Here is a 22,774-nt window from a genome sequence, read left to right on the forward strand (position 1 = left end):
GGCGGCCACGGCACCGGTCACAGGACCCGCATCATGCGACGGACATCGCCACGACGGCCGTCATTCGCACAGACTGCGCGGTGGGGGCAAATGCAAAGGGGGTGGGGTAACCGGATACGAACAGGTCTCCAACACTCAGACGTGTGGGAACGACACCTTCTGCACGTTCACGGCAACCTGTCCGCCCGGGAAAGTGGTCACAGGTGGAGGCATCACCACCAACACCTTCATCAGTAGTGGTGTGTACCAATACGAGTCCGGACCGATCAGCACCACCACTTGGCGAGCGACCATCCGCAACGTCAACGGCGGCCCGTTCCAGGTCACGGTCTGGGCCGTCTGCGTCAACGCCGGCTGACGGGTCAGCACCTTTCCGCTACTCCCGCGTGGCAGGGCGGCGCATCAGGCAGGTCGCGGCGACGCCCGCCGCGAACAGGGCCGCCACCGAGACACCCGTCGCCAGCCAGCTCGCGCCCAGCCACTGGGCGCCGAAGTAGCCGAGCGCCACGCTGTACGCGGCCCAGGCGATGCCCGCCAGCGCCGACCAGGGCACGAACTCGCGGGCCCGGCGATGGGCGGCGCCCGCGCCGAGCGAGACGACCGAGCGGCCCGCGGGCGCGAACCGGGCGAGGATCACCAGCGCGCCGCCGCCGCGGGCGAGGGCCACGCCGAGGCGTTCCTGTGCGCTGGACAGCCGGCGGGAGCGGGCGATCGCGCGGTCCAGGCGGGCCCCGCCGCGCCAGGCCAGGCGGTAGGCCGCGACGTCGCCGACCACCGAGGCCGCCGCCGCGCACACGACGAGCCAGAAGATGTCCGGTACCTGCGTCACCGCCGAACCCGCGGCCGCCGCGGTCGCCGCCGTGATGACCAGGACGCCGCTCGGCAGCAGCGGCAGAAAGACGTCCAGCAGGACCGAGGCGGCCACCGCCGGGTAGATCCAGGGGCTGCCGGCCAGCGCCCCCACACTCTCCAACACCGCGAACTCCCCGTCCGACTCCCCAGAGGCAACTGCGTGCCGCGATGTCGCGCGGGGAGCGGCAGGAGCGGCCTTTCGACAGCCGTACAGCGTACGCGGCGGCTGTGACAGCAGTGACGGCAGGGGTCCCTGTGACGACGCGGACGGTGCCCGCCCCCTGTCGAGGGAGAGCGGGCGCCGTCCTGGAAGCGCGTGCGGGGCAGGTCAGGCCGTGACGGGCTGCGAGGTCCGCTCCTCGCCCGCCGTGACCGTGCGGGAGGTGACGAGACGGTCGAGGCCGAACGCGCCGGAGCCGGTGAACACCAGCAGCAGGAAGGCCCAGCAGAAGAGCGCCGACAGTTCGCCGCCGTTCTGGATCGGCCACAGGGCCGCCGACTGGTGGACGTCGAAGTACGCGTACGCCATGGAACCCGACGCGAGGAGAGCGGCACCGCGGGTGCCGAGGCCGAGCAGCACCAGGGCGCCGGCCACCAGCTGGATCACGGCGGCGTACCAGAACGGCCAGGCGCCGGCCGGCACGATTTTGCCGTGGGCCGGCGGCTCCGCCGAGGACGCCGAACAGCGGGGCGGCGCCGTGGCAGGCGAAGAGCAGGCCGATCACGATCCGGAATATCGCGATCGCGTATGGCTGCGTTCTGTTGAGACGAGCGGTCATGTGGGGGCTCCTTCGGTCTGGTTTCGGTCCGCGAACGGACCGGTCTCGGGGACGACAACCGACCGAGCCGTCAGGTCAGGTGAACCTGATCAGTGCTTGCAAGTGCAACATTCGGCCACGCTGAGGGGTGTCGCCGCGACCCCTCGCCCGTCGCCCCGCGCGGTACGGGGTGACGGGCGAGGGCGGGGCGCGGGGCCGGGGGATCAGCAGGCGGAGAGGTAGTTCTGGAGCGCGCTCTTCTCGGCCGAGTCGACGGAGAGGTTGTAGTAGTACTTCACCTGCACCCAGGCGCGGACGTACGTGCAGCGGTACGCCGTGCGGGACGGCATCCAGGTGGCGGGGTCCTGGTCGCCCTTGGCCTGGTTCACGTTGTCGGTGACGGCGAGCAGCTGCGGACGCGTGACGTCGTTGGCGAACGCCTGGCGCTGGGCCGTCGTCCACTTGCTCGCGCCGGAGTCCCAGGCCTCGGCCAGCGGGACCAGGTGGTCGATGTCGAGGTCGGAGGCGGCGGTCCAGGTCGCGCCGTCGTAGGGGGAGTACCAGCTGCCGCTGATGGCGGCGCAGGAGGAGTCGGTGACGACGTTCGTACCGTCCCGCTTGAGGATGTACTCGCGGGTGTTGCAGGTGCCGCTGATGGTGATCCAGGTCGGGAACAGGTCGCGGCTGTAGCCGGTGCGGTTCTCCGTCGCCACGGTGAGCGAGGCGAGGTAGCTGCGGGCGGTGGCGGCGCTGACCGGTGTGGGGAGGGCGGCGGAGGCGGTCGGACCGTTGAGGAGTCCGACGGAGGCTATGAGGCCGGTGAGGGCCGCGAGTATGCTGAGCCGTCGACGCGCGTAGACCTTGGGCATGCGAACTCCCGTGTGGGGTGGGGGTGTTGGAGCCTGGGCCAGGACATGGTCGCGAGGGGTTGTTGCCGGAAGGTGTGTCTTCGGTAAGAAGTTAATGACGCGTACATGACACGACAAGGGCTGTGACATGACTTACGGCCCCCGGGATCGCCGCCGGCGGTCGCGTAGCATGGGGGGCGCAGAAGGGGAGTAGCTCTTCGCCGGACCGTCGACACACTGCTCAGCACGTCTGAGCCGGCGCCCGGAGCCGGGTTCTCGTCAGAGGACCGGCCAGCGAGACCTTCGGCCAAGCAGTGCACACCCGTGCCCTACGGCATGGGTGATCCGTGTGCTGCCGTGCCGAGGTGTCCGCGCAGATCACGCACTCTCGGCGGGGTGGCCCCGACCGATTGAGGAATCTTGATCAGCATCACCGTCCTGGCGCTCGTCTTCGGTGTCATCTTCCTGGCCGAACTGCCGGACAAGACGGCCCTCGCCGGACTCGTCCTCGGTACGCGCTACCGCGCCTCGTACGTCTTCGCCGGTGTCGCCGCCGCCTTCCTGGTGCATGTCGTGCTCGCCGTCGCCGCGGGCAGCCTGCTGACCCTGCTGCCGCAGCGGATCGTGCACGGGATCACCGGTGTGCTCTTCCTCGCCGGCGCCGCCGTGCTGCTGCTGAAGAAGGACGATGGCGACGAGGAGGTCCGCCGGCCCGAGAACCAGAGCTTCTGGAAGGTGGCCTCGGCGGGCTTCATGCTGATCCTCATCGCCGAGTTCGGTGACCTCACCCAGATCATGACCGCTAACCTCGCGGCGCGTTACGACGACGCCCTGTCCGTGGGTCTCGGCGCGGTGCTCGGTCTGTGGGCGGTCGCGGGGCTCGGCATCGTCGGCGGCAAGGCGCTGATGAAGAGGGTGCCGCTGAAGCTGATCACGAAGATCGCCGCGCTGCTGATGCTCGGGCTCGGGGCGTGGAGCCTGTTCGAGGCCGTGGCGGCGTGACGGTTCACGGCTTCCTCGGAGGCGGACCCGGACGCGGTTCCGGGCAGCGGGAAGCGATGGCCGGGCGGTGAACGGCTGATGGCGGTGTACCGAAGGCTTCGAGGGGGCGGTGGCGTGACGGCGACTCGTTTTGTACCGTGGAGGAACAAAGTGGCTCCCGCCCACTTCCCCTGACCGGTGGGCGGGGCCGCCTTGTCCCCCCGGGGCGTACCCGGCCCCCTCCCCGCCCCTTGGAGCCATGCCGATGACGGCCACGACCGTTCTCACCGCCCGCGCCCTGCTGCTGGACATGGACGGCACTCTCGTCAATTCCGATGCCGTGGTGGAGCGGTGCTGGCGGCGGTGGGCCGACCGGCACGGGCTGGACGGCGACGAGGTCATGAAGGTCGTGCACGGCCGCCAGGGGCACGCGTCGATGGCCGTGCTGCTGCCCGACCGCCCCATGGAGCAGAACCACGCCGACAACGCCCGCATGCTCGCCGAGGAGACCGCGGACATGGACGGGGTGATCGAGGTTCCCGGCGCCGCCGCGTTCCTCGCCTCCCTCGCCGGGCTTCCGCACGCCCTGGTGACGTCGGCGGACGTGGCGCTGTCCACCGCGCGCATGGCCGCCGCGGGGCTGCCGCTGCCGGAGCTGCGGATCACCGCCGAGAGCGTGGGCGCGAGCAAGCCGGACCCCGAGGGGTTCCTCAAGGCGGCCGCCGAGCTCGGCGTCGCCCCGGCCGACTGTGTGGTCTTCGAGGACTCCGACGTGGGCATCGCCGCGGGGCGCGCCGCCGGGATGCGGGTGGTCGGCGTCGGTTCCCGGGCCGGACTGCACGGTCCCGACGCGCTGGTCCAGGACCTCACCGAGGTGCGGGTGGAGTCCACGCCGGAGGGTGCGATCCGGCTGCACCTCGGCTGACCGGGGCGCCGGCCGCCGCGCTCAGGGCTTGTCCGTCTCCGACTCCAGCTTCGCCCTCGTCTGCGGCCCGTACACCCCCGGATCGTCCTGGGTGACGCCACGGGCGACCTGGTACGTGCGGACCGCGTACTCCACCTGGTCGTCGTACACCCCGTCGGCGGGGCCGACATAGAGGTTCAGCTGACGCAGCCGCAGTTGCAGCTCTTTCACCCCGGGGCCCTCGTCGCCGGGGCGCAGAACCTGGGTCTGGTGCTGCTGCGCCACTCCGCCCTGGCTCGGGGAGGCGGTGGCGGTCGCCCGCGCGGCCGTCGTGCCCCTCGGGGTGGGGGAGGCGGACGGGGTCGCCGCCGCGCTCGACGGTGGCGCGGAGGAAGGCGCGTGACCGGTGCTCGGCGGCTGAGGCGTGTGCGACGCGGGTGCCGGTGCGGAGACCGTGGACCCTGGTGCCGAGGTGCCGCCCTCGGGCGAGTCCTCCGGGACACTGGCGCGGATGTCGCCGGGCAGTGCGCCGTCGCGCTGCGGCGGACGGTAAGAGAACGGCCCGCCGACGAGCGCCGCCGCGGCGACCGCGACGGTCACCGCACCCCCGGCGGCGAGCAGCACGGCACGCCGCCGCCGACGCGGGGGCGGCTCGTCGTCCGGCGCCTCGGGATCCGGTACGGCATCGAGCCGCATGGTCTCGTCGGTCCCGCCGGACCCGGGCGCGGTGCCGCTGTGCGGCAAGCGTGGCACCGTGCCGAGCGGCATGGTCTCGTCGGTCCCGCCGGACCCGGGCGCGGTGCCGCTGTGCGGCAAGCGTGGCACCGTGCCGAGCGGCATGGTCTCGTCCGCGGGCCCCGCGGGCGGCACCGTGTCGAGTGGCATGGTCTGGTCCGCGGGCCCCGCGCCCCGCTCCGATACCGCCGGACGGCGCAACGTCCCGTCCGGAGTGCTCGCTCCCGCGTCCTCGGCCGCCGAACCCCCCGGTCCCGGCCGCGTGTTCTCCAGTGCCCCGAATTCCACATACGGCCGAATCAGCAGCGGATCGAAGTCACCCGCCGCTGCCGCCTGTGCCGTACGCGCGTCCCTGAGGGCGTCGGACGCCCGCTGGGCGCATCCGCACGAGGGCGTTCCGTCCGGCCTCCGTGGCGCCTCGCACTCCGGGCAGGCCCGTTCGTTCGATCCGCTCACGCGTGGGTCCCCTCCCGCCGGATTCCAGAGATTATGCAGATCTCCCTCACAGAATCTCCCGGGAGCCCCCGGAATCCCCGCTTCCCATCGAGATTCGACAGGCCATAACCGGTCATACCGCCCAGGATGGGAGAGCACGATGGACGAGAGCCCCACAGGTCGACCACCGTCCACGGGAGGAGGCCTTTCATGACCAGCGACGCGCAGGACAGGACGGGGGAGGCTGCGGAGGCGACGCACGCGGCATCCGCGGCGGACACGGCGGACACAGCCGTGTCGGAGTCGCCCGGCGGTGGCCCCGGCGGCCCGTTCGTCGGGCACCGCACCGTGCCCGACGAAGCCGTGCACGGCGGCGTCATCGTCTCCATCGGCGCGCTGCTGCTGGGCATGTTCCTGGCCGCCCTCGACCAGACGATCGTGGCGACCGCGCTGCCCACCATCGTCAGCGACCTCGGCGGTCTGGAGCATCTGTCGTGGGTGGTCACGGCCTATCTGCTGGCCTCGACCGCGGCGACACCGCTGTGGGGCAAGCTCGGTGACCAGTACGGCCGCAAGTCGCTGTTCCAGGCCGCGATCGTGATCTTCCTGATCGGCTCCGCGCTGTGCGGCATGGCGCAGAACATGCCCGAGCTGATCGCCTGCCGGGCCGTCCAGGGACTGGGCGGCGGCGGGCTCATGGTGCTGTCGATGGCGATCGTCGGCGACATCGTCCCGCCCCGGGAGCGGGGCCGCTACCAGGGGCTCTTCGGCGCCGTCTTCGGCACGACCAGTGTGCTCGGACCGCTCCTCGGCGGACTGTTCACCCAGCATCTGAGCTGGCGCTGGGTGTTCTACGTCAACCTGCCCATCGGGATCGTCGCCCTGGCCGTGATCGCGGCCGTCCTGCGCATCCCGAGGAAGTCGGAGCGGCATGTCATCGACTACCTCGGCACCTTCCTCATCGCCGCCGTCGCCACCTGTCTGGTCCTGGTCGCCTCGCTCGGCGGCACCACCTGGGCCTGGGCCTCACCGCAGATCATCGGCCTGGCGGTGCTCGGTGCGGTACTGCTCGTCGCCTTCGTGTCCGTCGAGCGCCGGGCGGCCGAACCCGTGCTGCCGCCGAAGCTCTTCCGCATCCGCACCTTCACGCTCTCGGCCGTCATCAGCTTCATCGTCGGCTTCGCGATGTTCGGCGCGATGACGTATCTGCCGACCTTCCTCCAGGTCGTCCACGGCATCAGTCCCACCCTGTCCGGGGTGCACATGCTGCCGATGGTGGCCGGGATGCTGCTGTCGTCCACCGGCTCCGGCCAGATCGTCAGCCGCACCGGCCGCTGGAAGGTCTTCCCGGTCGTGGGCACCGCGGTGACCATGATCGGCCTCCTGCTGCTGCACCGGCTCGACGAGTTCAGCAGCACCGCCGAGATGAGCGTCTACTTCTTCGTCTTCGGTCTGGGGCTCGGTCTGGTCATGCAGGTCCTGGTGCTGATCGTGCAGAACGCCGTCAGCTACGCGGACCTCGGCGTCGCCACCTCCGGCGCCACCTTCTTCCGCTCCATCGGCGCCTCCTTCGGGGTGGCCGTCTTCGGCGCGATCTTCGCGAGCCGTCTGGGCGGCGAACTGACGGTGGCGCTCGCCGGACGCCCCGTCCCGTCGGGCATCACCCCCGACACCCTGAAGGCCGACCCGCGCGGTATCGCGGCCCTCCCGGCCGATGTGCGGCCCGCGGTCCTGCACGCGTTCGCCTCCTCCATCACCGACGTCTTCCTCTACGCCGCCCCGGTCGCCCTTCTCGGCTTCGTGCTGGCGTGGTTCCTGCGCGAGGACCGGCTGCGCGGCTCGGTGACGGCACCCGACGTGACGGAGACGCTGGCGAGCAACCCGGTGGAGCGTTCGTCGTACGACGAGGTGTGCCGGGCGCTGTCCGTCCTCGGCTCGCGGGAGGGGCGGCGCGAGATCTACCAGAAGATCACTGTGCGGGCGGGCTACGACCTGCTGCCCGGCGCGAGCTGGCTGCTGCTGCGGATCAAGAAGTACGGCTGTGCCGAGCCGGCGATCCTCGCCGAGCGCAGCATGGTGCCGCTGACCGTCATCCTCCAGGCCGCCCGCCAGGTGGAGGAACGGGGACTCGCGCGGCGCGAGGGCCTCGACCTGCTGCTCACCGAGCGGGGCCGCGAGGTCGCCGAGCGCCTGTACGAGGCCCGTGAGGAGTCCCTGGCCGAACTGCTCGGCGACTGGTGGGGGCCGGACCGCCCGACCGATCTGCGCAGCCTGGTCAAGGAGCTGAACGCCGAGATGTGCGGCTGCGACGCGGAACGTCCGCACGACGGTACGCGGACGAGGACGCCCGGACGGCCGCTCTAGGGCCTGTCGTCAAACTCGCGTCATCGCCCGAAGGGCGGCCCTGCGGCGAGAGTGCGCGACCCAGGCGGCCGCGCCCGTCGCGGCGCTGTCGGCGGCGGTGGCGACCCCGGACCCCAGCAGGGCCGAGACGCCCACACCGGCGGCCGGCACGGCGACCCGGCGGCGGAGCCGGGACGCGCGTCATCGCCCGAAGGACGGCCCTGCGGCGAGAGTGCGTGCATGGGCGGGGCAGGCGGGAGTCTGACGACAGGACCTAGGGACCGGGCACCGGGACCGGAGTCAGCGGCTTGCTGAACCAGTGCTCCGCGTACGGCTCGTCGTTGTGCGGCTCGGTCTCGACGTACCCCAGCCGGGTGTACAGGGCGCGGGCCTCCACCAGGTCATGGCGGGTGTCCAGGACCATCCGCCGTGCGCCGAGCGCTCGCGCACGGTCCTCCGCGGCGGTCACGAGGAGCCGGGCCCCGCCCTTGCCGCGCAGCTCCCCGCGCAGGAAGACCCGCTTGAGCTCGGCCGTGGCCGGGTCCGTCAGCCGTACGCCCGCGGTGCCCGCCGGTTCGCCCCCGTACCGCGCCACCAGCAGCACCCCGCGGGGCGGGGCCAGCTCGGCGCCGGTCTCGGCGGCGATCTCCCGCTCCAGTTCGTCGGGGTCGGTCGAGCGGCCCTCGTGGAGCTGGTACCAGCGGTCGCTGACCTCCGTGTAGTACGCGCGCCACAGCGCGAGGGCGACGGGCGTGTCCGGGTGCTCGGGGGCGACGGTCCAGTTCACGCGGGCCATTGTCAGGACCGCCGGGCGGCGCCGACAACCGTATTTACGGCGGGACGCGAGCGCCGGTTCGCGCCGTGGCGCACTCCCGGTGCGGGCGGTCCGAGGTGGCGCGGGCTCGTTTGGCGGCCGTCCTGAGGGCAACCCGGGCGGAGGACGGCCCGCCGGGCCGGGAGAACGGAAGGCATCCATGTCCACTGGCCTGATCATCGCTTTGATCGTGATCGTGATCGTGGCGGCCGTCGTCGCCGGCGCGGCCGCCGTCGCCCCGCGTACCCGGGGCGCGTGGGGCGGACGCGGGCTGAGGCGCCGCTTCGGACCCGAGTACGAGCGCGCCGTGACCCGGCACGACGGGGACGCCGAGGCCGCCGAACGGGAACTCGCCGAACGGCTGAAGAAGTACGGCTCGCTGCGGGAGCAACCGCTGGAACCCGCCGAGCGCGAGCGGTACACGGCGCGCTGGACGGCCGCCCAGGAACGCTTCGTCGACTCCCCGAGGGACGCGGTGGCCGAGGCGGACCGGCTGCTCGCCGAGCTGGCGGGCGCACGGGGCTTCCCCGACGGCGGCCGCTACGAGGAACAGTTGGACGCGCTGTCCGTGCACCACGCCGACCATGTCCAGGGCTACCGCCGGCTGCACCGGGCCGCCCAGCCCCCGGCCGCCGGTGCCGACGACGGCCGCACGGGCACGGAGGAGATGCGGAAGGTCCTGCTGGAGGCCCGCGCGCTCTTCGACGATCTCGTCGCTCCCGCGCGCCGGCAGCGGGCCGAGGCCGGAGCGGACAGGTCCGGCGTGGCCGCCGGGCGCGGCGAGGGATCGTCCCGTCTTCCGTGGGGCTTTCACCGGCAGCATGCGAAGGGGAGTTGAGGGTGATGACTGATCGGACAGCGGGCGGGGGCGACGCACGCCGGGCCGAGGGCGAGCTGCCCCCCGAGCGAACCGAGCGACGACAGGCCGCGGATGCGCGGTCCGAGGGGATCGCGCGCCGTAGGGACCTGGGGCCGGAAGGGACCGATCCGCGGGATGCCGCCGATGTGCGGCCCGCGGGCGTCGGGTACCGGGAGGAGGCCGACATGCGGTCCGAGGAGACCTACCGCGAGGCCGCCGGACTGCGCCCCGAGGGGACCCGGTACCGGGAGACCGCCGGTCCGGGAACGACCGGCGCCCGGGAGCCCGCGGCGTTCCGGCCGGAGGGTACCTCGGGACAGGCGCGGCTGTTGCCGCGGGACGAGTGCGAGCAGTTCGCACAGCGCCTGCGGCACGCCATCGGCGAGTTCGTCGACGAGCCGCGGGACGCCGTTGAGGAGGCCGACCGGGTGGCGCAGGAGGTCGTCGCACGGCTCTCGGAGGCCGTGGCCTCGCGGCGGCGGACCCTGAAGGCGTCGTGGCAGGACGTGGGCGACGACGCACGCGGCGGCACCGACACCGAACAGCTGCGGCTCGCCCTGCGCGACTACCGCGTGACCGTCGAGCGGCTGCTGAACCTGTGAGGCGGCGGCCGTAGGGCCGGGGAAGGCCGCCGGATGCGGACGGGGCCGGCCCGGGGATCATGTCCCCGGGCCGGCCCCGTCGGGTCTCAGTCCGCTCCCCGGGCGCCCGCCCGGCGTTCGTGCCACTGCCGTACGACCTCCTCGACGTCGTACGGCTTGAGGCCCAGCGGCGGGCCCGGCGGCGGCTTGAACATCATGTCGCGGATCTTCACGTTGAGGGCCTCGACCATGCGCCGCACCACCCGCTCGGACGGAGCCGCCGCGACCGCGAGAAGCGTGTCCTCGGCCTCCTTGCGCAGGGCCAGGGTCGGCGGCAGGACCGCGAGGCCCTCGCGGGCCATCTTCCGCTTGATCCACCACAGTTCGTCGTACACCGTCTCGGTGACCGAGGCCGAGGGTTCGCCGGCGCCGGGGAGGTTCGCGAACTCTCCGCGTTCCTGAGCGTCCCGGATCTGTTTGTCGGCGAAGGACTCGAAGCTGACGCCCGGTGGCTTGCGCTCGGTCATGGGTCCATTGTGCCGGACGTCACCCGACGCGGCGATCGGGCGAATTATCATTCGGCCGCGGAGGCCAACCGGGCTCGCCCGCAGGACACTTGAACCGCTGTACCCAGGAGGAGCGCACGTGCTCGAACTCACCATGGCCTCGGTCTCCGCGGCGGACGCCGGGGCGACGGCCGGCATGCTGATGGCCGACGCGCCCAGCGACCCGGGAACCGTGCTGCGGGTGGGCCGGGACGCGGCCGTGTGCCGGCTGGCGACCCCGGACGACTGGCTGTTCGTGTCGCGGATCCACCTCGAGTTCCTGTGCGGTCCGCAGGGCGACTGGCAGGTGAGCTGGCTGCGCGGCTCCCTGGCCGAGCCGTCCTCCGAGGTGACGCTGGCCCTGACGGGACAGCCCGCCCAGGCCCTGCCCTACGGCGGTACGGTCCCGCTCCCGTACGGCGGCTCGGGCGAACTGGTCGTCCGCGACCGCACCACCCCACGCAGCGTGAACGTGGCCTTCTACCACGAGGCGTAGGGCCCGAGGGGGCGCCCACGGGCCCGTCAGGCCACCACCCGTGCCAGTGCGAATCCGTCGTGCCCCTTGCTGCCCACCGTCTGCACCGCCGTCCCGGTCAACTTGGGGTGCTCGGCGATCAGTTCGAGCGCGGCCCGGGTGCCCTGCAGCGTCGGGTCGTCGCTGTCGGCCTCGGTGACCCGGCCGGAGCGCACCACGTTGTCCAGGACGATCAGGCTGCCGGGGCGGGTCAGTTTGACGGCCCACTCGACGTAGTGCGCGTTGTTTGCCTTGTCCGCGTCGATGAAGACCAGGTCGAACGGGTCCGGGTGCTCCTCGGCCAGCTTCGGCAGCGACTCCAGCGCGGGGCCGACGCGGACCTCGGCGATCCGGTCCAGGCCCGCACGGGCCAGGTTGCGGCGGGCCACCTCGGCGTGTTTCGCGCTGTACTCCAGGGTGATCAGCCGGCCGTCCGCGGGCAGTGCGCGGCCCAGCCAGATCGTGCTGTACCCGCCGAGCGTGCCGATCTCCAGGACGCGGCGCGCGCCCTGGATCTGAGCGAGGAGCTGGAGCAGCTTCCCCTGGTTCGGCGCGACGTTGATGGGCGGGAGTCCGGCCGCGTCGCTGTCTCTCAGGGCCGCGGCGAGCACCTCGTCGGAGGGGGAGAGGAGGGTGGTGAAGTACGCGTCCACGTCGTCCCAGAGCTGTTGCGCTGTGCTCATGCACCGTCCCTTTCCTGGACCTGGTTAGAGCATCTAACTAGTCTCGCTAACGAAGATAGCCGGGACGGGGTGCGCTGTCAGCCGATATCCGGCCACGGGCCGGGATGTCAGCCGATCGGAGGAGAGGGGCGAGGGGGAAACGCGCGACGGCGCCGCGGCCGGCGGTGTGCCGGGCGCGGCGCCGTCCGGGCGCGCGGTGTCGCGGGTCAGTGGGCGACGCGCTCCACCGCCGGGGCCGAGCCCGGCAGCGGGCGGCCCGCCGACTCCGCCATGAACCACACCGAGGCACCGCCGATCACGGCCGCCGCCATCATGTAGTACGCGGGCATCATCATGTTCCCGGTCGCGCCGATCAGCGCCGTCACCACCAGCGGCGTCGTGCCGCCGAACAGCGACACGGAGACGTTGAAGCCGATCGAGAGCGAGCCGTAGCGCACCCGGGTCGGGAAGAGGGCGGGGAGCGCCGCCGGCATCGCCGCCGTGAAGCAGACCAGCAGCAGCCCCAGCGCGCCCATGCCGAGCGCGACCGCGAGAAGGCTGCCCTGCCGGATCAGCAGCACCGCCGGGATCGACAGGGCCAGGAAGCCCGCGCAGCCCGCGGCGATCACCGGACGGCGGCCGACGCGGTCCGTCAGTGCGCCCGCGAACGGCTGCACCACCATCATCAGCGCCATCACACCGAGCACGACCAGCAGTCCGTGGGTCTCGTCGTACTTCAGCTCACTGGTGAGGTAGCTCGGCATGTACGACAGCAGCATGTAGTCGGTGACGTTGAAGACGAGCACCAGGCCCATGCACAGCAGCAGCGCCTTCCACTGGCCGGTGACCATCTCGCGCAGTGGCACCTTGGGGCGGTCCGCCTCGGCCTTCGCCACCTCCGCCGCGAACGCCGGGGTCTCCTCCAGGCGCATCCGCAGATACAGGCCGATGATGCCCATCGGGCCCGCGATCAGGAACGGGATGCGCCAGCCCCAGGCCACCAGGTCGTCGGTGGACAGCAGCGCCGTCATCAGGGTGACCAGGCCCGCGCCGCCGATGTATCCGGCCAGCGTGCCGAACTCCAGCCAGCTGCCGAAGAAGCCGCGCTTCTTGTCCGGCGCGTACTCCGCGATGAACGTGGAGGCGCCCGCGTACTCACCGCCGGTCGAGAAGCCCTGGACCAGGCGGGCCGCCAGCAGCAGGATCGGCGCGCCGACGCCGATCACCGAGTAGGACGGGATCAGGCCGATCGCGAACGTGCCGACCGCCATCATGATCATGGTGAGGGCGAGCACCTTCTGCCGCCCGATCCGGTCGCCGAGCGGGCCGAAGACCATGCCGCCGAGCGGGCGGACGAGGAAGGCCGCGGCGAAGGCGCCGAAGGTCGACAGCAGCTGTGCGGTGGCGTTGCCGGACGGGAAGAAGACCTTGCCCAGCGTCACGGCGATGTAGCTGTAGACGCCGAAGTCGAACCACTCCATCGCGTTGCCGAGCGCGGCGGCCTTGACGGCACGCCTGACCAGCGCGGGGTCGGTGACGGTTGGCCCGGGACGGGCCGGGGACACGGGGGCGACGGGTGCTGTGGGCGGTGCGACGGTCGGCAAGGGTCCGCTCGCCTGCCTTTCTCCGGGGACAGGGACAGGGCGCGCCGACGGGCGGCGGGCCGTCGAGCCCCCACGAGGGCGGGCTCCAGAGGACCATAGGGGCACTTGTCGACTTTACGTAAAGTGACGGTGTCGCTCCGAAGTGTCACGAAATGTGGTGTACGCAGGGGTGACGACATGCCCGCAAGGGATCTGACGCCGTTGTATTTGTGATCCATCTCGCGCATTCAGGAGGGAACCGTTCCGCTTGCGTGGCTGTCGTCGTGCGGACGATGGCCTGGCAGACCTCAGGTGAAGAGGGGGTTGCCCGCGCCCCACCAAGGGGGTGCTGCGAGCGTCATAGGGTCCGCACAAATGCATACGTACGGGACGAACGGGTCGGGAGGGCCGACGGGGCGTGGCGAACGTGGAGCACAGCGGGCAGGCGGCCGGAGCCTTCGGGGCGGGGACCCCCCAGCAGACGAGAGCACGGCTGAGAGCGGCCCGGGTGGGTCTCTGGCTGGTCGCCGCGGTCCTCGGGGTCCGGCAGATGGCCGTCGTCCTCGGCACCCCCCGCGGCGAGCGGCTGACCGACCTGGAGACCTGGGTCGGCCCCCACGGGGTCCTGCATGTCAACGGGTCGCTGTACGACTCGACGCGGTTCACCGGCACCCCGTTCGCCGGACTCGTCCTCAAGCCCCTCACCCGTGCCGCCGAGCAGGCCCTCGGCTGGGGCTGGACCTTCGGCACCCTGCTCCTGGTCGTCGCGCTCGGCCTGATCGCCGCCCGCGCCCTGCCGCAGCCGGTGACCCGGCGCAGCGCGCTGCTCGCCACGCCCGTCGCGATCAGCCTGCTGATGCTGTCGCTGCCGGTGCGCAACGCCCTCTGTCTCGGCCAGACCAGCATCATCCCGGTGCTCCTGGTCCTGCTCGGCTGCTTCGTCGTGCGCGGTCAGCGGGCCGGGGGCCTGCTGACCGGCCTCGGCGCCGCGCTCCAGCCGACCGTGCTGCTGTTCGCGCCCCTGCTGTGGTGCACCGGCCGCCGTCGCGCCGCCGCCACCACCGCCGGCACCTTCGCCGTGTGCACCCTGCTCGCCTGGGCCGCGATGCCGCACGACTCGTACACCTACTGGGTGCACCATGTGGCCGGAACCGGTCTCGGCGGCAAGGCCGACGACCACACCAACCAGTCCCTGCACGGCGCCCTGCTCCGGCTCGGCCTGTCCGGGCCGCTGGAGATCGGCCTGTTCCTCGTGCTGGGCGCCGCCGTCGCGACCGCCGGGCTGCGCCGCGCCATCCGGTACGCGCGGGACGGGCAGCTGCTGCTCGCCGTCGCGGTCACCGGCTGTGTCGCGGTCGCCGTCTCACCCACGAGCTGGCAGCACCAACTGCTGTGGGTGCTGCTCGCGGTGGTCGGCCGGGTCGGCACCCGGGCCTCGGACCGGTATGTCTGGCCGGTCGCCGTCGTCCTGGTGATGACGCTGCCCGCGACGACGATGGTGCCGAACATGGCGGTGGTCGAACCGCTGCGCGACAACCTGGTGCTGCTGGCGGCCCTCGCCGCCGCCACGTTCGTCCCGTTCCTGTCCCGCACCTCCTCGTCCTACCGGGCCCCCGTGCCCACCGAGTACGCGCCACCCGTCCCCACCCGCAGGCCCTACGTCCCCCTGCTGCCCTTCCTGCGCCGGGTCCTCACCCGGCCCAACGTGCTGCTGGAACTGCTGCTGATCCGGGTCACCTACGCCGCCTACTCCCGGGTCCGGCTCGCGGCCACCGGCGAGGAGGGTGTGGCGGGGCGGGCCACCGCCGAGCACCACGGCGACCAGATCCTCGGCCTGGAGCGGTTCCTCGGCATCGACATCGAGCGCGGGATCAACCGTGCCGTCGTCGAGGTCGGGTGGCTGCGCGGTTTCTTCGACTTCTATTACGAGTCGTTCCACTTCATGGTCCCGCTGACCGTGCTCGCCGTGCTCTACCGGCGCCGCCCGGTCGACTACCGATGGGCGCGCTCGGTGCTCGGCTTCGCCACCTTCATCGCGCTGGCCGGCTTCTGGCTCTATCCGCTGGCCCCGCCGCGTCTGATGCCGCACCTCGGGATCATCGACACCGTGCACGGCGTGCAGGACTTCTCCAAGCCGGACTACGGCACCCTGACCGCGGTGACGAACCAGTACGCCGCGATGCCCTCGCTGCACTTCGGCTGGTCCCTGTGGTGCGGGCTGACCATCGCGGTGCTCGCGCCCAGGTGGTGGATGAAGGTCCTCGGTCTGCTGCACCCCCTCTTCACGCTCTCGGCGATCGTGGCGACCGGCAACCACTGGGTGCTGGACGCGCTCGGCGGCGCGGCGGTGGTGGGTGCGGGCTTCGGACTGACCCATCTCGTTTCGGGTCCCCGGGCGGTGACGAGACCGCATGGCGGGCCTCATCTCCCAGGGGGTCGCGTTGCCGACGGCGACACGGACGAGAAGACCGCCTCCGTAAGGCACGCGGTCGCGCCGGGTACGGGCGAACGCTCCAAACCGACCGTCCGTGACTGAAGTTGGGTATGTGATGGCTGTGAATTCGGTGAACATCAGGTAAAGTGCGGTCACGTTCGTCGCGCCGGGTTCCCAGACCGGAAGGGCGCGAGGGGGCGTGCCGGCGGCTCTCGTGGCGCGCCCGCGCACCCGCCACAGCAGGGGGACGGTGTGCGGCATCCCCGGACACCGACGGTTCATCCATGGGGGGTCATGCAGATGGGGCGGCGTGGCATGCCCGGACGGGCGGCGACCGAGGTCGTGGTGCCGCCGACACGTGTGACGGCTCGGAGCCGCGGACCACTGGCCGCCGTCCGAGGTCGTGACCGTGCCGTCCGAAGTGCCTGGCGGATTCGTGCTGCCGCTCGTCGTGGTGGCAGCCTCGGCCGCGGCCTTGGGCGCCGCCGCACGCAAGGGCGGGACGGCAACGGCTCACCCCCCGGCGAGCACTGTGCCGGTCGGTGACCCGGCACGGGGTGGCGTGGCGTGACCGGCCTGCCGGTGAAGGGCCGGTCCTTGACAGCTTGACGGTGCCTCACGGTGGCTCGGCGTGGAAGTCCTCCGCGCCGGGCCTTCGTCTGTGAGCACCGCCCCCACGTGTCTCGCATGTCCGGACATCCCCTGCGTGTTCCTCGTGTGGCGGTCGGCTCGGCCGGGCGCCGAGGTGGTCTTCCGGACGGTCGAGAACGCAAGTCGGCGGTCGACCGGCGCCGACAACTGACGGTTTCCCCGGAGCACTTCCGTGCGGACCGTTCAGCCCACAGGTACGGAGGAGGAGAGACATTGGCGACCGGATTCCGGGTGGTGCCAGGTCGGCGTGGCATCGTGGCCACGCTGATCGCCCTGGCGCTGCTGCTGGGAATGGACGTACGACCGGTAGCGGCCGACGGGCCACCGGCATACGACAGAGCGGACGTTCTGGAGGCGTGGGAGACCGCGGGGCCCGGCGTGAAGAGAGCGGCCGAGGCCGCTCTGGTGGGGTCGGACGAGGACGTCCAGACGTTCATGAGCAAGGACCTGCCCGTCCTGGAGGAAGAGGATCTGCGGGTTCAGGTCGCTCAGGTCATGGCCATCGGCGGTCCGGGTGTCCGTGCGGCGGCCGACACCGCGCTGAGCGGCGGTGTCGAGCAGCTCAAGGCCTTCCTCAACGACGGCTTCGAGGCGCCTTACGACGAGGATCTGCGGGTCCGGGTCGCGCAGGTCATGGCCAACGGCGGGCCGGGGGTGAAGGCGGCGGCCAGCAAGGCGCTGGACGGAACGCCCGACGACTGGCAGGCGTTCATCGACCGGGGTCAGTTCCGTCCTCGTGAGGACGACAACCGGATCCAGGTGCTGCGGCTGATGACGGCGGGCGGCACGAACGTCAAGCAGGCCGCGCAGCAGGCGATGGACGGGACGCCCGAGGACGTCCAGGCGTTCCTGGACGACGGATGGCAGGTCGCGTCCGCCCGGGACCAGGAGACCTTGACGGTCTCTCAGCTGGCCGATCTGGCCGACCACGCCCAGAAGCAGGCCAAGGAGCTGACCGACACGGCCAAGGAGGAGGCGGCCAAGGCCGAGGCGGCCACGCAGCAGGCCAAGGCGGCGGCGCAGGTCGCGGCGCAGGAGGCGCTGGAGGCGAAGTCGTCCGCCGGCAAGGCGGCTGCGGCGGCCTCACGCGCGGCGGCCGCGGCGGACCGGGCGGCTCAGTCGGCGCGTACGGCGGTGTCGGCGGCTGCGGCGGCGAACGCGACGGCGCGAGTGGCCGCCACTGCTGCCGCGCAGGCGGCGTATGCCGCAGGCCGTGCGGGCAGTGCGGCGTCCTCGGCGCGGTCGGCTGCCGCGGCGGCGGCCGGGGATGCCACCCGGGCCCAGCAGTCCAGGGAGGCGGCGGAGAACGCGCGCAAGGCCGCGGCCGGGGCCCGGAAGGCGGCGGACGCCGCCGACCAGGCGGGCGTCGCCGCCGACAACGCGGCCAAGGCCGCCGGGGCCGCTGCCAGTGCCGGGGCGAACGCGGCCGCGGCCGCGGCCGCCGCGGCGGACGCCGGCCGGTGGGCCGGTGAGGCCGGTGCCAAGAGCGCCGAGGCGCAGGAGGCGGCGGCGAGGGCGCAGCGGCTGGCCGACCAGGCCACGCGGGCGGCCAACGCCGCGCAGGCCAACGCCAACCAGGCCGCGACGGCGGCGCGGCAGTCGCGCGATGCGGCCAATGCGGCCGCCGCCCACGCCGAGGCCGCGGCGACGGCGGCGGACAAGGCCGCCGATGAGGCGGGCAAGGCGGTGGACGCGGCCAAGGACGCCACTGCCGCGGCGAACGAGGCGACTCGGGCCGCCGACGACGCGCAGACCGCTGCGGACCAGGCGGCGACCGTGGCCGACCTGGCCCGCAAGGCGGATGCCGAGCGTCTGGCCGAGCAGCAGGACGAGGACGTGCTCGCCGCCGAGGAGGCGAACAGGGAGCACGAGACCCAGGTGGCCCAGGCCGAGTGGGAGGCCGGCCGGATCCAGAAGCTGGACGCCGAGACCCAGCAGCTGGTGCAGGACGCCGCCGCCTCGACCGACCCGCAGGTGACGGCGGCGAAGGGGCGGCAGGCAGCCGTCAACCTGCTGTCCAGTGGCGGTTCCTGGGTTAAGGACGCGGCGGAGACGGCCGTGACGGGTACCGATGCGGATGTGGCCGAGTTCGTGCGCAGCGGCCTGACCATCGCCCTGGAACAGGACGACCGGGCAAGCGTGGCGAACATCGCAGAGACCAGCGAGAAGCCGGCGCAGCGGCAGGCCGCTCTGGACATGCTGGACAAGCCGGTCGACCAGGTGCGGGAGTTCCTGCGCACCCGTGCCTACCCGGGCAAGGAGGACGACGACCGGGTCGCCGTCGGGCAGATCATGGCCCAGGGCGGGCCGGGAGTGAAGGCCGCCGGCAGCAGGGCGCTGGACGGAACCGACGCCGACCTCCAGGAGTTCCTGGATGCCGGGCAGTACAAGGCACGTGAGGACGACGACCGGGTCGCCGTCTCCCAGGCCCTGGCCGAGGGCGGTCCCGAGGTCAAGGCCGCGGCGCAGGCCGCGCTGAGCGGGCCGCCGGCCGGGCTGCGGTCGTTCCTTCAGGTCGGCCTCTACCGGGCGAAGCAGCGTGACGCCAACGCGGCGGCGCACATCGCCGAGATCAACACCCTGCTGATGGCCGCCTACAAGTCGGCGGCGCTCGCCCACAAGGACGCCGCCGACGCGCAGAAGGTGGCCGCCGACGCACGCAAGGACGCCGCCACGGCCCTTCAGTGGGCGGACAAGGCGAAGAAGTCCGCCGCGCAGGCGTCCGACTACTCCGATCAGGCCAACAAGTCGGCGAACGACGCTGCCGCGTCCGCCGACCGCGCCGCCGAGTCCGCCAAGACCGCCAGGAACGCGGCCGCGGCGGCCCAGAAGGACGCCCAGTCGGCCGCCCACTCCGCGCAGCAGGCCGAACACTCCGCGGCCGTCGCCTCGGTCTACTCCTCTCAGGCGAGCACGGCCGCGTACCAGGCGGCCGCCTCGGCCAACGCCGCGGGCAAGGACGCCACGGCGGCGGCGAAGGCGTCGTCGGAGGCGATGAAGATCGCGGCCGACAAGCTCGTGGCCGAGCTGAAGGCGCAGGTGCAGGAGGAGTCGAAGGAACCGAGCAAACCGCTCTCGGACAAGGAACTGCGGACGGCTCTCGAGAAGCGGCTGTTCGAGTTCCGCAGGGAACACGCCTTCAACGGCGACATCAAGTCGGGCGACACCATCCTGGTGTGTGGCGGTGACGGAGCCGGCGGCATGGGCTGCATCACCACCACCTACCTGGACCGCCTGATCGCCTGGTACGTGGGCATCGACCAGATCGAGAAGTGCTTCGACAAGTTCGACTCCTCGTGCGTGAAGGACCTCGCGCTGTACGCCCTCAAGCTGAAGCTCCTGAGGAAGTCACCGTGCAACAGCTTCGCACCCGGTACCCGCGTCCTGCTGGCCGGCCGGCGGACCAAGCCCATCGAGGACGTCCGCGTCGGCGATCGCGTCCTCGCCACTGATCCGGAGTCCGGTCGGACCGAGGCCGAGCCCGTCGAGGCGACCATCACCGGACGAGGCCTCAAGGCACTCGTCGGTGTCACGGTCGGTGGATCGTCGGCCGGACGCGGCGGCACGGTCGTCGCCACCGACAAGCACCCCTTCTGGGTGACGGACGGCGGCGGCACATGGCTCGACGCGGCCCGGCTCAAGTCCGGCGTGCGGCTGCGGACCGACACGGGCGAGCGGACCCGGGTCACCGCGACCAGCGCCTGGACCGAGCCCGACCAGCGCGTCTACAACCTGACGGTCTCGGAACTCCACACCTACTATGTCCTCGCCGGGAACACCCCGGTACTGGTGCACAACTCGGGCAAGTTCTGCGGGCCCGACGCCGACGCCCTCCAGCACTGGGACCCGGCGACCTTCGGCAGTGCCGAGGAGACCGCGGTCTACCACCTCGACAAGCACGGCAAGGGCAGGACGCTCGCCGAGTACACCAAGGAAGCGATGGATCTCTGGAACAAGACCAGGCCCGAGGACCGCATCCCGTGGAAGCTGAAGAACGGTGACATGGGCTGGAAGATCAGGGGCGGTCTGTTCGGCGGAGAAGGCATCTACACCAAGGACGGAAAGATCGTCACCTGGCATGACTGAGACAGCAGCCGAGTTCCGTGCGGCTTTCGAGGCCTTCCGGGCCATGCCGTACCCCGACTATCCCCGTCTGGAGGAGCTTCGTGACTGGAATTCCCGTCTGCTGGAGCTCGACGGTCATATCGCGGGGTACGCGACGCGGGTGTACGACGGCCGCCTCGGTGCCGCCGAGGTCCCGGATGTCGATGCCCTCGTGCTGGAGGTGGAGACCCTCCGGCAGGACCTCGACGCGATCACCCCGGAAGGAGAGGACGACGCCGGACTGGTGAGCGACTACCGCTCCTACACGGACGCGCTGGAGCGGGTGGTCCGCCTGCTCGGGTCGCTCGCCCGGACGGCCTGACCGCCGGGCCCGTGGCTCATCACGCGATGAACTGCGGCCCTGTAGCGGCAGCCCGGATTCCGGGCAGGGACTCCCGCCGGCGGCGGGTACTCGTGCACCGGCTCAGCCGGTCCACGAGTACCCGGGGCGGCAGGCGCTCCCCGGAGGAGGTCAGCAGTGTCCCCCCTCCGGTTCTGATCCGTACTCCGAGCTGATCCGGTAGACCCCCGGCGCGGTGACCGTCAGCCGCGTGAACTCGCCGTCCCGGCCGAGGCAGCCGCCGCCGTCGGCGTGCAGCCACGGCGAGTAGGCGACCCGCACGGTGACCGGGCGGGGCCGCGGCACCCGTAGGTCCACCTCCGCGGCCGTCGTCCGCAGGACCGTCGCCGGTGCCGTCACCAGCGGCATCGCGTCGCGCACCCGGTACACCCGCCAGTGGGCGTCCCGCCATACCGGCTCCAGCCAGGCCGGGCGGTGCTCGCGCACGAGCCGCGCCTCGTCCTCGGCGTACCCGTCCGGCTCGGCCCGCGGCAGGACGACGAACCCGACCGCCCAGCGGTCCAGCCAGCGGCGGTAGGAGGCCGCCGAGAACGTGCCGTCGTAGAAGAGGCGGGCGCGCTCCATGTCGAGCTGCCGGTTCCAGCCGCGCGCGAGGTCCAGGTGCGGGGCGAGGACGGTGGCCTCGCGATGGTTGCGCGCCGGGACGGCCTCCACGCGGGTCCGGTTCGCGCCGAGCTCCTCCAGGGCCCGTACCACTCCGCCGGTGTCCGCCGCCCAGGCCGGCACGGTGGTGGAGACCCTCAGGTCGCCCGCGGTCTTGCGGCCCACCCAGGTGACGGAGAAGACCAGCGCGGCGGCCAGCAGAACCCGCCGGAGCCCCCGCAGCCGGGGCTCGGCCAGCAGCATCGCGAGCAGTGCGGCCGGCGCGAACAGTTCCGCGAGCCGCTCGACGTTCGTCCCGACCGGTGAGGGGATCAGATACGCGAGCACGGTCCCCGCCGCGTACACGACCCCGCTCCGGCGCGCGACCCGCCAGCCCCGTGGGGCCAGCACCGTCACCGCCAGCCCGAACAGGGCCGGCTGCCAGATGCGGTCCGCGGGCATCAACTGTTCCCCGGTGAAGGGGAACAGCAGGGTGGTCGTCGCGACGACCGCACAGGGCGGCGCCAGCAGCACCAGGCCCCGCCCCCAGTCCCGTACGCACAGGAAACCGGCCCCCAGCACCGCCAGGAACAGACCGGCCACCGGGCTCGCCATGGTCGCGAGCGCCGTGCACGCCACCGCGGCGAGGAGCCGCCGCTGCCCGGTCAGCAGCACACAGCCCGCCAGCCCGAAGGCGACGCCCAGCGCGAACGTGGTGCGGCCCGAGGCCACATCGCACCACAGGGCCAGGGAGGCGAGCAGCGCCGGACCGAGCGGCCTGCGCACTCCGGTGCGCACGATCAGCACCGCGGCCAGCCAGGAGGAGGCCACCCCGGAGACGACGGTGACCGTGCGCACGCCGAGGGCCGCCATCAGATACGGCGAGATCAGGCTGTAGTTGGCGGTGTGCATCCCGCCGTACCAGAAGAGGCCGTACGCCGACCCGTCGTGCTCGGCCGCGAACCGGGCCCATGCCTCCTGCGCCGCGAGGTCACCTCCTCCGGTGGCGAGGAACAGCCACCACACCGCGTACAGCGGCAGACCGGGGAGCGTGGCGAGGAGCGGGATCCGATGCCGGGCCCCGAACGCCCGGAGGGAACGGCCCGTGGGAGTGGCGGTGTCCTCGGACCGGACCGGCGCGAGTTCGGCAGGGATCAAGAGGGCACGCTTCCGTTCGACGTCTTCGGCGAGGGCGACAGCGAGGGCGATCGCGAGGGCAGGGCGACTG

Annotated in this window: 18 protein-coding genes and 1 pseudogene; 9 read left to right on the plus strand and 10 right to left on the minus strand. The window is 72.3% G+C overall.

Annotation, left to right across the window (positions count from 1 at the left end):
• Positions 1–135: 135 nt before the first annotated feature.
• The 4 genes and pseudogenes from ACFY2Z_RS00090 to ACFY2Z_RS00105 all read right to left on the minus strand — a co-directional run bounded on the left by ACFY2Z_RS00090 (position 136) and on the right by ACFY2Z_RS00105 (position 2,479).
• A complete protein-coding gene (locus tag ACFY2Z_RS00090) occupies positions 136–369 on the minus strand; it encodes a hypothetical protein (protein WP_390741903.1) in 234 nt (77 codons plus the stop codon).
• A gap of 7 nt (positions 370–376) precedes the next feature.
• Complete coding sequence (locus ACFY2Z_RS00095) at positions 377–976, minus strand: DedA family protein (protein ID WP_390741904.1); 600 nt, start codon at positions 974–976, stop codon at positions 377–379.
• 204 nt (positions 977–1,180) lie between these two features.
• Positions 1,181–1,631, minus strand: a pseudogene (locus ACFY2Z_RS00100) (DoxX family protein).
• 203 nt (positions 1,632–1,834) lie between these two features.
• On the minus strand, positions 1,835–2,479 hold the full coding sequence (locus ACFY2Z_RS00105; RefSeq protein WP_390741905.1) for an HNH endonuclease family protein: 645 nt from the start codon (positions 2,477–2,479) through the stop codon (positions 1,835–1,837).
• Between the two features lie 399 nt (positions 2,480–2,878).
• On the opposite strand from ACFY2Z_RS00105, the gene ACFY2Z_RS00110 reads away from it, so the two are divergent.
• A complete protein-coding gene (locus ACFY2Z_RS00110) occupies positions 2,879–3,460 on the plus strand; it encodes a TMEM165/GDT1 family protein (protein WP_390741906.1) in 582 nt (193 codons plus the stop codon).
• Positions 3,461–3,698: 238 nt separating this feature from the next.
• A complete protein-coding gene (locus ACFY2Z_RS00115) occupies positions 3,699–4,364 on the plus strand; it encodes an HAD family hydrolase (protein WP_390741907.1) in 666 nt (221 codons plus the stop codon).
• 21 nt (positions 4,365–4,385) lie between these two features.
• On the opposite strand, the gene ACFY2Z_RS00120 is transcribed toward ACFY2Z_RS00115, so the two are convergent.
• Positions 4,386–5,534, minus strand: coding sequence for a peptidoglycan-binding protein (locus ACFY2Z_RS00120; protein ID WP_390741908.1), 1,149 nt, complete (start codon positions 5,532–5,534; stop codon positions 4,386–4,388).
• 189 nt (positions 5,535–5,723) lie between these two features.
• Between ACFY2Z_RS00120 and ACFY2Z_RS00125 the strand changes: the two genes are divergently transcribed.
• Complete coding sequence (locus tag ACFY2Z_RS00125; RefSeq protein WP_390741909.1) at positions 5,724–7,877, plus strand: DHA2 family efflux MFS transporter permease subunit; 2,154 nt, start codon at positions 5,724–5,726, stop codon at positions 7,875–7,877.
• 253 nt (positions 7,878–8,130) lie between these two features.
• Here ACFY2Z_RS00125 and ACFY2Z_RS00130 read toward each other — a convergent pair whose 3' ends face one another.
• On the minus strand, positions 8,131–8,652 hold the full coding sequence (locus ACFY2Z_RS00130; RefSeq protein WP_390741910.1) for a GNAT family N-acetyltransferase: 522 nt from the start codon (positions 8,650–8,652) through the stop codon (positions 8,131–8,133).
• 178 nt (positions 8,653–8,830) lie between these two features.
• Here ACFY2Z_RS00130 and ACFY2Z_RS00135 point away from each other — a divergent pair, with 178 nt between their 5' ends.
• Complete coding sequence (locus tag ACFY2Z_RS00135) at positions 8,831–9,508, plus strand: hypothetical protein (protein ID WP_390741911.1); 678 nt, start codon at positions 8,831–8,833, stop codon at positions 9,506–9,508.
• 5 nt (positions 9,509–9,513) lie between these two features.
• On the plus strand, positions 9,514–10,131 hold the full coding sequence (locus ACFY2Z_RS00140) for a hypothetical protein (RefSeq protein ID WP_390741912.1): 618 nt from the start codon (positions 9,514–9,516) through the stop codon (positions 10,129–10,131).
• 86 nt (positions 10,132–10,217) lie between these two features.
• Here the strand turns inward: ACFY2Z_RS00140 and ACFY2Z_RS00145 are convergent, their stop codons facing one another.
• A complete protein-coding gene (locus ACFY2Z_RS00145) occupies positions 10,218–10,637 on the minus strand; it encodes a DUF1992 domain-containing protein (RefSeq protein WP_390741913.1) in 420 nt (139 codons plus the stop codon).
• Positions 10,638–10,755: 118 nt separating this feature from the next.
• Between ACFY2Z_RS00145 and ACFY2Z_RS00150 the strand changes: the two genes are divergently transcribed.
• The gene (locus ACFY2Z_RS00150; RefSeq protein WP_390741914.1) at positions 10,756–11,151 is read left to right on the plus strand and encodes a hypothetical protein; all 396 of its coding nucleotides are present in this window, start codon (positions 10,756–10,758) and stop codon (positions 11,149–11,151) included.
• 26 nt (positions 11,152–11,177) lie between these two features.
• Here ACFY2Z_RS00150 and ACFY2Z_RS00155 read toward each other — a convergent pair whose 3' ends face one another.
• Both ACFY2Z_RS00155 and ACFY2Z_RS00160 read right to left on the minus strand, forming a co-directional pair.
• The gene (locus ACFY2Z_RS00155) at positions 11,178–11,852 is read right to left on the minus strand and encodes an O-methyltransferase (protein ID WP_390741915.1); all 675 of its coding nucleotides are present in this window, start codon (positions 11,850–11,852) and stop codon (positions 11,178–11,180) included.
• Between the two features lie 206 nt (positions 11,853–12,058).
• Positions 12,059–13,396 (minus strand): MFS transporter, encoded by a 1,338-nt coding sequence (locus tag ACFY2Z_RS00160; RefSeq protein ID WP_390741916.1) that lies wholly within the window; start codon positions 13,394–13,396, stop codon positions 12,059–12,061.
• A 436-nt stretch (positions 13,397–13,832) separates the two neighbouring features.
• Between ACFY2Z_RS00160 and ACFY2Z_RS00165 the strand changes: the two genes are divergently transcribed.
• From ACFY2Z_RS00165 to ACFY2Z_RS00175, 3 genes are all read left to right on the plus strand, one after another.
• Complete coding sequence (locus tag ACFY2Z_RS00165; protein ID WP_390741917.1) at positions 13,833–15,950, plus strand: bifunctional glycosyltransferase 87/phosphatase PAP2 family protein; 2,118 nt, start codon at positions 13,833–13,835, stop codon at positions 15,948–15,950.
• 762 nt (positions 15,951–16,712) lie between these two features.
• Positions 16,713–20,585, plus strand: coding sequence for a polymorphic toxin-type HINT domain-containing protein (locus ACFY2Z_RS00170; protein WP_390741918.1), 3,873 nt, complete (start codon positions 16,713–16,715; stop codon positions 20,583–20,585).
• Positions 20,578–20,925, plus strand: coding sequence for a hypothetical protein (locus tag ACFY2Z_RS00175; protein ID WP_390741919.1), 348 nt, complete (start codon positions 20,578–20,580; stop codon positions 20,923–20,925). Before ACFY2Z_RS00170 ends, ACFY2Z_RS00175 begins: the two co-directional genes overlap by 8 nt.
• 150 nt (positions 20,926–21,075) lie before the next feature.
• On the opposite strand, the gene ACFY2Z_RS00180 is transcribed toward ACFY2Z_RS00175, so the two are convergent.
• Complete coding sequence (locus ACFY2Z_RS00180) at positions 21,076–22,704, minus strand: hypothetical protein (protein WP_390741920.1); 1,629 nt, start codon at positions 22,702–22,704, stop codon at positions 21,076–21,078.
• Between the last annotated feature and the right edge of the window lie 70 nt (positions 22,705–22,774).

It is taken from the genome of Streptomyces sp. NPDC001222 (assembly GCF_042896945.1).
In the GTDB taxonomy this organism is placed as follows: Bacteria; Actinomycetota; Actinomycetes; order Streptomycetales; family Streptomycetaceae; genus Streptomyces; species Streptomyces gibsoniae.

Coding starts and splice junctions, on each gene's coding strand:
- ACFY2Z_RS00105 (WP_390741905.1), bottom strand. CDS start 2,479: ATGCCCAAGGTCTACGCGCGTCGACGGCTCAGCATACTCGCGGCCCTC.
- ACFY2Z_RS00175 (WP_390741919.1), top strand. CDS start 20,578: ATGACTGAGACAGCAGCCGAGTTCCGTGCGGCTTTCGAGGCCTTCCGG.
- ACFY2Z_RS00145 (WP_390741913.1), bottom strand. CDS start 10,637: ATGACCGAGCGCAAGCCACCGGGCGTCAGCTTCGAGTCCTTCGCCGAC.
- ACFY2Z_RS00115 (WP_390741907.1), top strand. CDS start 3,699: ATGCCGATGACGGCCACGACCGTTCTCACCGCCCGCGCCCTGCTGCTG.
- ACFY2Z_RS00125 (WP_390741909.1), top strand. CDS start 5,724: ATGACCAGCGACGCGCAGGACAGGACGGGGGAGGCTGCGGAGGCGACG.
- ACFY2Z_RS00135 (WP_390741911.1), top strand. CDS start 8,831: ATGTCCACTGGCCTGATCATCGCTTTGATCGTGATCGTGATCGTGGCG.
- ACFY2Z_RS00155 (WP_390741915.1), bottom strand. CDS start 11,852: ATGAGCACAGCGCAACAGCTCTGGGACGACGTGGACGCGTACTTCACC.
- ACFY2Z_RS00130 (WP_390741910.1), bottom strand. CDS start 8,652: ATGGCCCGCGTGAACTGGACCGTCGCCCCCGAGCACCCGGACACGCCC.
- ACFY2Z_RS00140 (WP_390741912.1), top strand. CDS start 9,514: ATGACTGATCGGACAGCGGGCGGGGGCGACGCACGCCGGGCCGAGGGC.